The sequence below is a fragment of the Candidatus Methylacidiphilales bacterium genome (assembly GCA_033875315.1).
GTDB lineage: Bacteria > Verrucomicrobiota > Verrucomicrobiia > Methylacidiphilales > CAZTYG01 > JANRJG01.
In genome coordinates, this window is the sequence record JANRJG010000015.1 from 15,752 (window position 1) to 29,168 (window position 13,417).

Below are 13,417 nucleotides of genomic sequence, written 5' to 3' on the forward strand. Positions count from 1 at the left end.
GGATGTCGATCCAGCGGGGATTCTCCCTGGTGGAAATGCTGGTTGCCGTCACCGTGCTCAGCTTGCTCATGGTCATGTTGTTTGGATTTTTCGACCAAGCCACCAAAGCGTGGCAAAACAGCGAAAAAAAAATCGATGCCTTTCGTGAAGTGCGCGCGGCCCTGTTTTTTATACAACGCGACATTCAGCAAATCTTTGTCAGCACTAAAGTGCCTTGGTATCTGTACGGAGATCCCCGGTCGGGTGAAGCAGTCAATTTGGTCACGGACACCGGCAATTCCCCTCCCGCATCCTATGGGGACGTGATTTTCTTTTTTTCGAGCCAGTCGCCCGAATATCAAGAGGTGGGTAAAAACAAAAGCAATCTCTGCGCCGTGGGCTACTACCTCTCCTACCGCCCCGACTTGGGATCGGGTGGTCGGCGTTCCTACAAGCTTTACCGCTACTTCAAAAGCAGTGACGATGCTTGGAGTAGTGCCGGCCGCGGCCTCCTGCCCTTCCTGACTTCCGGCAGTTCCCTCTTTGTTTCCGCTACCACCAATGACGAAGTCATCGCCCGCAATGTCATCGGGCTGGAAATCCGTCCCCTCGTTTACACCCGTGACAGTGCCGGGCAGTTGGCCATTGACGGTCCGGGCACCGGCACAGACTGGAATGATTACAGCTACACGGAACCCGTCTCGGGGCGCGCACGCGGCGGACGGAACGACCTGCCAGACCTCATGGAAATCAGTCTCAATGCCTTCAATTATGACACCGCAGCGAAGCTGTCCGATCAGGATGCGTGGCACCGTGAAAGCAATCCGGATACGTGGTCGCCCCTTGGATCGCAGAATATTCAGACCTTCCGCACCCGGGTATCTCTAGCAAGATGAAAATCGTAGTTTTCCAACGCATGGTGAACAGGGAACGGAACCACGGTGCTGCCATCATCAGCGTTCTCTTGGTTCTGACGGTTCTCACCGTCATGGTGGTGGCCTTTTTACAATCCATGCGGATCGACCGTTTGACCGCGCGTTCCTATTTGAATAAAACCCGGGCGGAGATGGTGGCGCGGGCTGGAACCCAACAAGCCATTCAAAGGCTGCGCGAGGCCGTGGCAGCGCGGGCCAATTTTGCCGTGGGCTATGAAGAACTGTCCGGTGGCCGTTTCGTGCCCATCGTTCGTTCCCATTCCAGCTACAACATCCCCACCAACCCCACATTTGAAAAGGTTTACCTGCTCTCGACTTCAACCAACAGCACGGCTCCGCCGGCTCCTCCTTCCTCTACTCTGGTGGACATCAACAAAAGCAGCCCGGCCGAGCCCGGTGGCTGGATCGGCTCTCCCGTCAGCAACGGCACCCTTTCCTACCGCACTCACCATGCCCCGTGGGTTTACATCCTCCAGGATCCCAATCTGACCCACCAACCCGACCCGGCACAGGCTGGCTACAACCCCTACATCGCCCGGTATGCCTACTGGATCGAGGATGAAAGCAGCCGGATTGACCTTGGAATCGTCGGCAACAAGGATGGCTCGGTCGGCGAGTTCGAGCGCAGTGCGAATTCCCGCCTGCCACAGGACATCGACTTCGGGGCGTTGCCGTTGAGCAACGGAAGTCCGTTGGCTACGGGGAACTCCGCCGCCAATAGCAACCAAGAAATTTATAATTTCTTCCGGGGTGCCGGGGCGGGCGTTCCGGACCTCTCACTGATCAATCGCGCTTCCACCGTCCTGGGATCAAACCTCTACGAAACCATGAAATTCTATGGCACCATGCGTTCGCTTTCCAACGAACTTAGCAGCTTCGGAACGCGTCGCACCAATCTGAACGCCGTGGTCACCAATGTTGGGCCGGGGGACGCACTGGCCGCTCGTAAAATCACTGCGGATCTCGATGACATCATTTTTGCCATCACAGGTGCCCACAGCTTTGCCGGTGTGGCGCCGACGGACAGCGCTATCTTCGCCACTACGGGCAACCAAACATCCAGCAACGCGCCCTTACCTAATTTTGGCACACGCTTCTACTCAGGTGTTGTCACCTCGGCGCGTCGCGCGATCTACCTGCGCAAACTGGCCGCCAACATCCGGGACTATATTGACACCGATAGCCAGCCGACATTCGTCAATGCGGGAGGGGTTGTCTCCTACGGAACCAAACCGACCTTGAGTTGGAAATCGGGAACGGAACCGCAAGCCCTGGGCAAGGAGGCCATTCCTTACCTGCAGGAGCACATGTGGCGCGGCAAAGAAACAGCTTGGAGCCGGGTCAGTGCCAGCACCATCCAATACACGCTCGAATTTAGCCATTACTTCGAATTCTTCAACTGCAGCACCAAGGACTGGACCGCACCGACAGGCACGTTCCTGCGGATCTACAACCAGCCTACCTGGATTGCGGGCACTTTCGCGTCGATCCGACCTGCGGACATCGAATTGGACTTGGGCGGCGAAGTTTTCCCCGCGGGAAAAGTAACCGTGGTGACCACTGATCCCTCCCCGCCGCCGGGTATGATCAGTTCGGTGGGCAAGACTATCATCAAAACTCCTCCCGCTTCCGCTTACCGTTTCTCCGGCCGTTCCGATCAGTCCGCCATAATCAATGGGGCCAACGTCAGGGGTGTGGTGCGCTTGGACGGGCGCAATTCGCCATACACCGATTACCAGAGCGAAATGGTCTTCGGTGTGCCTACGGGTTACTTGGATGCCTTTGCCTATCTGACCATATCCGCGAGTACGCAAGTGTGGGCCCACTCGGGCATTTATCCCAATTCGAATACATCGATTTTTTTTAGCTCTTCTATGCAGGGAAATAGCGCGGCTGACAGATCTGGGGACGCACGCACGCTTAGCGAGCATCTCGCGATGCGCGGAGGTTCAAGCTCTTTGGATAGCTCCAGTGGCACACAGACTCGATTTTATGGGGGAGTTGAAAGGGATCTTGTTCCTGCAGACCATAGTTTCGGCCTCGCTGCAATCGGATGGACAAAGCCGCCTGGTGGAAATGACCCTTTGGGTCGGGCTACCATTCCTTGGCCAGATTATAACATACTATTTGATGACACACCGAATTCTTCTATTGCGGTCGTTCGCGACGCACCAATGCAATCTATTGGTGAACTTGGAAACATATTTGATCCCATGCGAGTCGCTTCAACTCTGGGTGTTGACTACTCGCGGGGTGGTGGCCGCACGCTCCGCGTCGGGCAGTATGATGACGTCGGAGGTTCCGCCCGATATTCCACTGCCTGGAACAACGGGGCCTGGCGCCTTTGCGATCTCTTTTCCGCCGATGCCGATACCACCAAGTCTTTGTCGGACGCCACCGTGGCCGGAAAAATCAACATCAATGGGGTGCTCCGCGATAACGGACTCGCCCTCCGGGCCGCTTTGCGCAATTTGAAATTCAATGCCAGTCCGAACAGTGACCCCGGCACCAACGGGCAGTCTTTGACTAACTCCGAGATCGATCTCATCATCGACTCCATCAAATCCTACCTGACCAGCAACGGGCTGATGATGGAGCGGGGCGAACTCGGGCTTATTTCTTATTTCAACCCTTCAAGCGCCTCCCAGCCCAAATTTGCCGGTAAGAACATTGCGCAACTCAATGACCGGGCCCGCGAAGAGGTGTTCCGGCGGATGATCGAATTGATCACCACCCGCAGCGCGTCCTTCAGTGTCTATGTTTTGGCGGATGCGGTGCGCGAAAGCGCCACCGGCGTCATCACCCGCACCGCCCGTCACCGCATCCGCACCGGCGTGGAAGTAAAGCCCGTCATCGGCAGCAACCCGCTCGACAAAGCCACGGGATATGAAACGGAAGTCACTTATGAAAGTCCTTAAACAACTACAGCAACCACTCAAACCTCAAGCGGTGATTGTTTTGTTCAGTCTCGTTTTCGGAGGGTTTTTGGGTGCCTACACGGAAGACCAGGCGGAAAACGACATGCGGGACAAGGAATTTGAAAGCGGTCGTGCCGCGGTCAAAGAAGAAGAATCCAAGACACGGGACGGCTTTGGTTATGTGCGCCTGTGGAATTTCTCCGCCTGGGATGCCGCACCAGTGGCGGTTTGTGCCAGGGTCAAAGGCGCGGATGCCGAGCAACCCCCCACGCCGCTGACCTTCGAAATGGCGGCGGGCGAGACCAAGCGCTACCGGCGACTACCGGCTGGAACGTATGAGATCACGCTCCATCCCGCAGTGCGCCCGGATCTTTCCTCCCCCGATAGCGCGGGCAAGCCCCCGGATTGGAAGGCAATGAAAAAGCTGGCGGTGATTGATACGGTGAAAATCGAGAAAGACCAGTGCATCACCCTTCTAGTCCAAGGCACAGGAAAGCCCCAAATCGAAGTCCTGGAAGAACCGCCCTCAGAACAAGCCGGGATTCACATCCGCCAGATGATCCCCGGGATCGAAGTGGGCTTCGGCTATTCCCAGGGAGGGACGGATAAAATCCTCGCGGACAAAATGGGGCAGGGAACCCGGTTTCTGCCCTGGCCCGGACCGGCGGAACGACGTCCCTTCTTTGTCAGCTTCCCGACGGAATTCGACACCATCGGACGGAATGACTTCGAGTTGGATTTGCGTTTCTGTCCCGTGCACACGGTCATCATCCACAAAGACCGTTACGGACGCGTCAGCGCAACGGCCACGGAAGATGGCCTCAAGGCGGCGCTGGCCTCCCAGTAAATAATTCCTTTTTTGTCTGATCTGTCTGGCCTGCCAGACACGACTTCGCGCACGGTGGGTGGTGCCCAATTGGATTCGCCTCCCTTTTCGGGCAGGCAACTATCGCCCCCACACTTGCATTTTGCACGGTGGCGAATGTCAACCAATTGTAACCCGCCCGTCGTTGCGAAAAGGATTTCTACTCTTAAATTTTCCGGGGCTTATGAGAACGGTTCCTGCTCTCATTTCTGCCCGTCTTCCTTTTATAGAAAAACGCACCCTTGACCTAACCAACATACGATAATGAAAAACTGGCTCCATTCACTCCCACTCGCACTTCTGGCCCTCGGCTTCGGTTTTGGAACCGCCCAAGCCCAGACTTCATTCACCCCGGGTAACCTGATCGTCAACCGGGTCGGTAATGGAACGGCGCTTACTTCAAGTGCCACACCGGTTGCCCTTCTGGAGTACACACCCTCGGGCACGCTCCAGCAGACAGTGACCATTCCCTCTACTGGGAGCAATCAACAGACTGAAGCCGGAACTTCCACCGCCAACGGGTACCTAAACACCAACGGAACGCTCCTTGCCGTCCCCGGTTACAATCAAACTGAGGGAACGACAGCCATTCCCAACACCAACACGAAGGTTGTTCAGATCTTCGGCAGCAATGCCAGCGTGGCATCCCGAGTGGTGTTTCCCACTTCAGGCACGATTCCGTTTTCAGGCGCAGCGATCCGCAGTGCGGTCCCGGTGACTAGCAACACGTTTTACGCTACAGGTGGCGGCTCCGGGGTTTGGTACTACGATGGCACCAATTTCGTCAATACCAGTACCACAGCTACCAATCTCCGTGTTGTGAAAATTTTTAACGGAAATTTGTATTTTTCCACAGGGGCCGGAACACGCGGCATTTATAAGGTCGGAAGCGGACTCCCCACTGGATCCGGTGTCACTTCGGCTACCGTTTTTGAAACGGGTGCTACTTCTAGCCCCTACGGCTTTTCAGTGAGTGCCGATGGAAATACGATCTACGTCGCCGACGACTCTACCATAGCTAGCGGGGGAGGAATTCAAAAATGGACTTTTAACGGCTCCGTTTGGTCGAAAACCTACACCCTAGGAACTGGAACGGGCAGCACGGTCGGTGTCCGCGGCTTAACAGTCGACTACTCCGGCGCCAATCCCATCATCTACGCAACCACCACGGACACCGCCAGTCGCCTTATCAAAATCACCGATACCGGGGCGTCGTCCACCGCCACCACCCTGGCCACTGCCCCCACCAACTACGCCTTCCGTGGCGTCGATTTCGCCCCCACCTCCACCCCGGAAATCGTCGTCGAATCCCCGGTCAACACCGCCATCGCCTCCGGCGGCACACGCGCCCTTGGCAATAACACTGTCGGCGTGACGGTCAACGCCACCTTCACCGTCCGCAACACCGGAACGGCCGACCTCGTTCTCTCCAACATCGCCGTCTCCGGAGATGCCGACTTCACCCTGGCCAGCTCCAACAACGCTACCATCGGCTCAGGCAGCAGCCAAAACGTCACCGTCAACTTCACCCCCGCCTCCGGAAGTCGCGCCGCGATTCTGACCCTGACCAATAACGATGCGGACGAAAATCCCTACACTATCAACCTAATAGGAACCGGCGTCGTCGGAGCCGTGGCCCCCACCGTGACCACGCTAGCCGTCTCCTCGGTTGGCACCGGAAACGCCACCTTGAACGGCTCCATCTCCGCCGACGGCGGTGCCGCCCTGACCGACCGCGGCTTTGTCTTCAGTGACACCGTCACCACACCCACGATCGGCAACGGCACCCAAGTCCAGGCCAATCCGGCCACGCTGGGTAACTTCTCCGTCACCCAATCTGCGGGGCTGGTGGCCAACACGCTCTACTACCAACAGGCCTACGCCACGAACAACGCCTCCCTCACCGGCTATGGTGGGGTCCTGACCTTCACCACCCTCCCGAACGCCCCTACCATCGCCGCTGCCACCAGCGTCTCGACCACCTCCTTCACCGCCAACTGGTCCGCCCCAACTGGTGGGAACGCCTCCTACACCTACACCCTCGAATTTGATGACAACAACGACTTCTCTTCGACCGTGGTCTCAGTCAACCTCGCGTCCAATACCACCAGTTACCAAGTCACCGGGCTGACCGGCCTGACCACCTATTACTACCGGATCAAAGCCGTCAACGTCACCGGTTCCTCGGACTGGTCCGGCACCGCATCGGCGACGACGACTGACAACGTGGTCAGCCTGACCGCCCTCGATGGAAACTACACGGAAAGCTTCGACACCCTTTCCAACAATGGCACCTCCAGCGTAACGCCCACGGGTTGGTTCTTCTCGGAAAATGGAACAGGCAGTCCCAACAACACCTACGGCGCTGGTAATGGTTCGAGCAATACGGCCAACACCTACAGCCTCGGAGCCGACGGATCGACCGAGCGGGCCTTCGGCGGTCTCCAATCCGGCAGCCTCAACCCGACCGTCGGCACCAAGCTGACCAACAACACCGGGGTGAGCGTCAACGCCTTGGAAGTCGCCTACAGCGCGGAAACCTGGCGCGTGGGCAACAATACCCGCAGCGATGGTTTCATCTTCCAATACACCACCGGCAGCCCGACCTCTCTGATCGATGGTAATGTCACCTGGACCACCGTTCCGGAATTAAACTACACCAACAACAGTTCCACTGCGGGATCTGCGCCTTTGTCCGGAAGCAGCGCTCCGATCCAGACCGGGAACGTCACAGCCACCATCACCAACCTCAGCCTTGCCAACGGGGCCTCGATCTGGTTCCGCTGGCTGGACACCAATGCCGCCGACGCAGATGACGCCATCGGTATCGACGACTTCCGCGTCACGCCGAGGAACCTGGCCGCAGCCCCGGAAATTGTCCTGTCCGATGGGGTTAATACCATTCCCAATGGGGGCACGGATCCCGTTGGCAGCGTGAATGTCGGCAGCACCGCCACGGTGCCCTACGACATATTCAACACGGGAACCCTCGCCCTCAATTTGGGCAATGCCACCATCACATCGACCAGCAACGCCACCGCTACGGTGAACACGCAGCCCGAATCGGTCGTGGACGCGGAGATCGGCATCACGTCGCTCTCGATTGATGTCACCCCGACTGCCGCCGGTCCGTGGTCCGTCACCGTCAGTCTCCCCAACGACGACCCCGATGAAAGCACGACCAGCTGGACCATCACCGGTAACGGGCGCAGTGTTGCTTCGGTCAGCCTCAACGCCACCAACACGCCCTATAGCGAGAACTTCAACACCCTTGCCAATACGGCCAACACCACGTCCTCGACTCTTCCGTCTGGTTGGTATTTTGAGGAAAGCGGCTCCTCGGCCAACCTCCTCTACACCGTTGGCAACGGCTCCAGCGGAACCGGCGACACCTATAGCCTAGGCATCAATGGGGACAGTGATCGCGCCCTGGGCAGCCTACAATCCGGGTCCTTGATCCCGACCATCGGGGCCAAGTTCCAGAACAATACCGGCACCCCCATCACCTCTCTGGCCATTGCCTATACCGGCGAAACCTGGCGTTTTGGCTCTGGGAACAGTTCTGTCAGCGACCAGTTGAGCTTCCAAATCAGCACCGATGCCACTTACATCGGTGACATCGCTGCCACTTGGAGCGACGTCTCATCCTTAGATTACAACAATGGGGGCAGTGCCGCGGCTACGAGTGGATCCCTCCAGCACTCCGGAAACGTCACCCATACCATCACCGGCCTGAACATCCCCGGTAACGCCACCTTCTTCATTCGATGGGTCGACGTCAACGCCGGTTCTACTTCCGTCACCGACGACGCCATGGGCATCGATGACTTCAGTATCACGGCCAACCCGAGCGCTTCCAGCACCCCGGAGATCACCCTCTCACGCAACGGCACCATCACCAATGGGGGCACGGACAACGTCGGCACCCTCAGCTACGGGGTGGCCAGTGAGGTCACCACCACCCTGACCAACGACGGAGATGCCGACCTCGTCTTCTCCGGCAACGTCACCGTGACGGGCAGCACCAATGCCAACGCCACCGTCACCCTCCAGCCCGCAGCCACCGTCACTGCTGGCAACAGCACCACCACCACGGTCAGCATCACGCCCACAGCCGCTGGGGCATGGTCGGTCACGCTCAGCCTCCCCAACAACGACTCGGATGAAAATCCCGCCACCTGGACCATCACCGGCAACGCGCAAAGCCCCTTCCAAACCTGGAAGGATGGATACAGCTTCGGCGGCGGCAACAGCACCGCAGGTGGTGATCCGAACAACGATGGCCTGACCAACCTCGAGTCCTACGCCCTCGGGATTGATCCCGTGGCCGCATCACCCACCGGCGCCCGGTCCCGGTTGGCCGCCACCGTTGACACCGTCACCGCGGGCGGCCCGTGGTTTGCCATCACCCATCGCCGCCTCAAATCGGCCGCCGGCGTGACCATCAACGTCCGGTCGTTCACCACCCCGGGAGGATCCCCCACCACCCTGGTCCATGACGGCGTCAATGTGGTCAAGGAAGTGGCCAACAGCGATGTGGATGGTGACGGCCTGGTCGAATTGGTCCGCTACCGCGTCCTGCTCAACGCAGCCACCCGGCGCTTCTTCGACGTGAACGTGGTTGCCGAATAAGCGAAGGCTATCCAGAAAAACCCGCAGGGATTTCTCCCTGCGGGTTTTTTGTTTTCACAAACAAGCCGCACGATCAAGGGGGTTCAAACCAAACCACATGGACTGGGCGACGGCTTCTTCGGGAGGGCGATCCGCCTGAGGCGGAAGGACACAGTGCCAAAGGCCCGCTGTGGCGGGAACACAGAGGTGGCTTGCGTTCCATTTGCAGTCACCCGAAGGTGAGCAGCCTTTCCGGTCATACCCAACTCATTCTTTCTCTGAGACCGCTGTGCTCTCTGTGGTGCAGCTGCATTTTTCCGGCTGAGGCTCCCGCCCGGCCGGTTTCGGGTCAACATGCCAGTTGCGGCTCAGCCCCGCACGCCTGCGGGGGAACCAGGGGCTTCGCCCTCCCAAGGGGTGCTTGCGCGCTTATACCAAATCATGTTGATTGAGCCTGTTTCCATCGGAGGGTCGCCGCGTGAAACGCGGTCGCAAGACAGGCCCCGTTTGCTTGCATCACGGGGCGACCAGGCCGCACAGCGTGCGGCCCTCCGGGGCGCTTTCGCGCCTAATCAGTAGGATTCGGTATGATACCCAAATGATTGGGTAGAGCATTTTCCGTGAAATGAGCCACTCGTTCTTTCGGGGGTGGAGAGAACGAGAACGAGATCGAGATCGAGCAGGAGAATCGAGTGGGAACTGCTGCCAATCTCCTGAATCCTCGTGATCCATCATCGGTGCCGTTGTGCCTGGATGGTGGCCACGACCTGGGTCGCTTGGGTGCTGTCCATGCCCGTTGATGCCGCGAGTATTTCCGCAGCACGCTCTGGATTACCCTGTTCCAGAGCCGCAAGCATGGCCTTGCCTTCGGCGTCCGGAATGGCGTGATTGGCAACCCGAACCTCGGTGCGTGCGTTCGTCCAGGCTCCCGAATCAACAGGGCCCTGCAAGCGTGATTCGTGCCGACTGTGGAGCCCGATTCGAGCCATGGCACAGAGAATGATGCCCAGTATCAACCCCGCCCAAAACGGGTCGATGCCATGGCTGTTAAAGAAGGTGTTTAATGAATCCACTCAGGCAGAGGTTAACTGAAAACGACTCAGCCTACAAGCCCGTGTGCGCCGGTTCGGCAACGGGAAGTTCCAATTCAGGAACAGGATCCAGTGCGTTAGGGATTTCATGTGGCAAATCCGGGCCTGGATCCGTTGGCATTTCCCCGCTGGTCGCCGGAGGCGGCCCTGGCGCCTCAGAGGAACTGGTTGCGGCGGATGATTCTTGTCCGGGGCCCACAAAGGACCGTTGGTAGTGGGCGATGACGCCCTGGGCGACGTATTCCGCGTATTCCCGGTGGATGCTCCGTTGCATCTTCCCGTCGAAATCTTTCTCCCCTTCGTAGTCCCCGGCCAGCATGCGTTTGAACATGGCGCGGTCGTTCATGTAGGGGCCCTCCACGAAAACCACCGGTCCGTCGAAGAGCCGGTTGGCCAGGAGGTTGCGGGCCCAGACGTAGGGATTGTCACCCGCCTTGGTGGCGACGTTCCAGGAATCGTAGTTTTCCGGTGGAAATCCCCAACCACGGGCCAGTGCTACTGCGATGTCATTGGCCACGGAAAGTTCCTCGTCGGCCGATCCCTCGAGCAACTTCCGGAAAAGATGGAAGCGCTGGGCCTCGTCGGCCAGCTCGCCCTTGGTGTAGGCGCCATGGACGAAGATGACGAGTTTGTTGGCATTGAAGAGCCGGGGCCGGCTGAAGCGGCCCCAGGGGGCGGCGTTGTAGTGCAGGCAGAGGGTGAGGTCTGGTTTCAACGCCCGCACCCGCTCGGCCCGGGCCCCGATCTCGGCCGGGCGGTAGAAAAGGAGGTTGGTCCGGAGTTCATGGGTGCGGAGGAATTTGGCCTGGGTCAGGCGGGCCAGGGTGCGGTCATCCAGTGTGGCCATGGATTGCATGGCTTCCTCGACCAGATCAGCGGGCCGGAGAGGGGTCACCGGTTCGAGGGAATCGCGGATCCAGGCGATCCTGGCCCCGGCTTCTTCGAGGAGGGGAGCAAGGTGTTGGGCCACGATCAGCGCCATGTCGCCTTCCTTGATCGGGGGATTGCCGCGGATCTTGAGGTTGCGTTCCTCGATGTCGGCCCAGGCGCCGCCGATGTGACCGGGGTCGAGGCCGATGGTCAGGCCGGCGAGCGGCTTTTCCGCCGAGGCCCCGGTCCATTCGGCCAGGGTGGTGCGGGCGAAGCGGAAGGCCGGTGCATGATCGCGGCGGCGGTCGCCGGGCTGGGCCCATTTCAAGGTCCAGAGAGGGCGTGTTTTCTCCGGTGTTTCATGAACGGTCACGCCATCCGGGTCCATGACCAGGTAGTCATGGATCGAGCCATCGGGGGAATAGAGCGGCAGCCGTTCCTCGAAAGCCGCCCGGGTGAGGGTGTGTTGGTGGCGGTCGAGCACCGGCCAAACGACGGTCTGACTGGTGCTGGCGAACTGGGCCGGGGCGGCTGAAATGGATAAAAGGAGGACGGAAGTAAAAAGCAATGCGTGCAGGACCGGGGCGGACAAAGCTCTGGCCCCGGCGGCGGGGGTGGGTTCCGCAGTCGGGGTGAAAGCAGGAACCATCACTTCTGGATTTTCTTGAGGTCGAGCTTCAGCTCAACAATCTGCCCCGATTGCGCATTGATGCGGGCGGTGCCGATATCGATTTCCTTGTCACTTCCCGCAGCCTGGGCCCAGATGCGGGTGCGCCAGATGGCCGGGGCGGCCGGGCCTTTGCCCTCCTTGTGCAGCCAGAGTTCGATGCTGCTGACCTTGACCTTGGACAACTCGGAGGATCGGTTGAGGATGTCGAGGACGTCGGAGGAATCCTTGCGCAACTTGGCGGGCTCGATGACTTCTTCCAGCTTGTAGGCGGCGAGGCGTAGCTTGTCCACCTGGGTGTAGCCCTGTTCGATGCGGGTGATGGTGTTGCCGGCCACGGTGACTTTGGTGCCATTCTGGTCGGCGTAGGGATCATAGAAGAGGATCTGCCACTCGATGGGCATCACGCCGATGGAGCTTTTCTTGCCGCTGATCTGGACCAGAGATTTCTTGGCCTCGTCGTTGACCTCGCGGGCGGCCAGCTTCTGGGCGGCGAAGGCGGAAAGTCCCGCTGCTCTGGCCGAAGGAGCCAGGGCGAAGACAGGGACGAGAACCAGGGCGGCCAGAAGGGGGAAAGTGGGTGTTTTCATAGTGAACCAGTAGCAAAGGCAAGGGCTGCGCGCAACAGGCTTTTCCCCCAGGCCAGTTCGAGTCCGGTGAGGAAGAGGATGACGTAGATGATCCGGGTGAAGACGGCGGGCGGACAATGGCGGTTGAGCCACTCGCCAATCAGGGTGCCCAGGATGACAAAAAGCGCCAGGCGGAGCGAGTAGCCGGCGGTGGTGCGGTTGATGACACCCAGGGCGAGGTAGCCCGGGACCTTGAAGAGATTGACCAGGGTGAAGGCGAGGACGGTGGTGGCGAGGAAGGCGCGCTGGGGGAGCTTGAGCGGGAGGAGATACATGGCGAAGACCGGCCCGGCGGCATGGGCCAGGGTGGAAGTGAGGCCGGTGGCGAATCCGAAAGCGGACCCGCTGGTCCAACCGGGATGCACGGCGGCCGCGCCACGTTGGAGGGAGGCCTTGGTCCACTGCACCAGGCAGAAGAGGAGACAGATGGCGCCGAGCAGGCGTTGGAGAAGCTGGGCATCGATCTTGCCGAGCAGGAAGGTGCCGGCCCCGATGCCGAGCAGGCAGCCGGGCAGGCAGTAGAGGAGGGGTTTCCAGGACCAAGCCCCCCGGTAGAGCCAACAAGACACCCAGTCGGCCGTGATGAGGAGCGGGAGAAGGACGCCGAGGGCGAGCTGGGGCGGAAGGGCCAGGGCCATGAGGGGGGTGGCGAGGATGCCGGTTCCCCCGCCGAAGCCGGCCTTGGAGATGCCCACCAGAACAGCCGCCAGGGCGGCGAGGGAAAACTCAGTCCAAGTCATGGGGGGAACGGTTCGGGCGGTGCCGGGGAGAGTTCGCGCGCGGAGGCGCAGGGGCGCGGAGAGGGGTCGGGAAAATGCCCGGGATTGCGCTCATCCTGAGTGGGGGTCTATT

General features: G+C 59.6%; 8 protein-coding genes. 4 read left to right on the top strand and 4 right to left on the bottom strand.

Annotation, left to right across the window (positions count from 1 at the left end):
• Positions 1 to 2 precede the first annotated feature (2 nt).
• The 4 genes from SFU85_05550 (at position 3) to SFU85_05565 (ending at position 9,329) form a co-directional block, all read left to right on the top strand.
• Complete coding sequence (locus SFU85_05550) at positions 3 to 875, top strand: prepilin-type N-terminal cleavage/methylation domain-containing protein (protein MDX6766235.1); 873 nt, start codon at positions 3 to 5, stop codon at positions 873 to 875.
• The gene (locus SFU85_05555; protein ID MDX6766236.1) at positions 872 to 3,832 is read left to right on the top strand and encodes a hypothetical protein; all 2,961 of its coding nucleotides are present in this window, start codon (positions 872 to 874) and stop codon (positions 3,830 to 3,832) included. The genes SFU85_05550 and SFU85_05555 overlap by 4 nt, the downstream gene beginning before the upstream one ends.
• A gap of 31 nt (positions 3,833 to 3,863) precedes the next feature.
• On the top strand, positions 3,864 to 4,679 hold the full coding sequence (locus tag SFU85_05560; GenBank protein ID MDX6766237.1) for a hypothetical protein: 816 nt from the start codon (positions 3,864 to 3,866) through the stop codon (positions 4,677 to 4,679).
• A gap of 282 nt (positions 4,680 to 4,961) precedes the next feature.
• Positions 4,962 to 9,329, top strand: coding sequence for a choice-of-anchor D domain-containing protein (locus tag SFU85_05565; GenBank protein ID MDX6766238.1), 4,368 nt, complete (start codon positions 4,962 to 4,964; stop codon positions 9,327 to 9,329).
• 710 nt (positions 9,330 to 10,039) lie between these two features.
• Here the strand turns inward: SFU85_05565 and SFU85_05570 are convergent.
• From SFU85_05570 to SFU85_05585, 4 genes are all read right to left on the bottom strand, one after another.
• The gene (locus SFU85_05570) at positions 10,040 to 10,297 is read right to left on the bottom strand and encodes a hypothetical protein (GenBank protein MDX6766239.1); all 258 of its coding nucleotides are present in this window, start codon (positions 10,295 to 10,297) and stop codon (positions 10,040 to 10,042) included.
• 115 nt (positions 10,298 to 10,412) lie between these two features.
• Positions 10,413 to 11,918 (bottom strand): hypothetical protein, encoded by a 1,506-nt coding sequence (locus SFU85_05575; protein MDX6766240.1) that lies wholly within the window; start codon positions 11,916 to 11,918, stop codon positions 10,413 to 10,415.
• Positions 11,918 to 12,526 (bottom strand): hypothetical protein, encoded by a 609-nt coding sequence (locus SFU85_05580; protein ID MDX6766241.1) that lies wholly within the window; start codon positions 12,524 to 12,526, stop codon positions 11,918 to 11,920. The genes SFU85_05575 and SFU85_05580 overlap by 1 nt, the downstream gene beginning before the upstream one ends.
• Entirely contained in the window at positions 12,523 to 13,305 is a 783-nt protein-coding gene (locus SFU85_05585; protein MDX6766242.1) for a sulfite exporter TauE/SafE family protein, read from the bottom strand. The genes SFU85_05580 and SFU85_05585 overlap by 4 nt, the downstream gene beginning before the upstream one ends.
• Positions 13,306 to 13,417 lie beyond the last annotated feature (112 nt).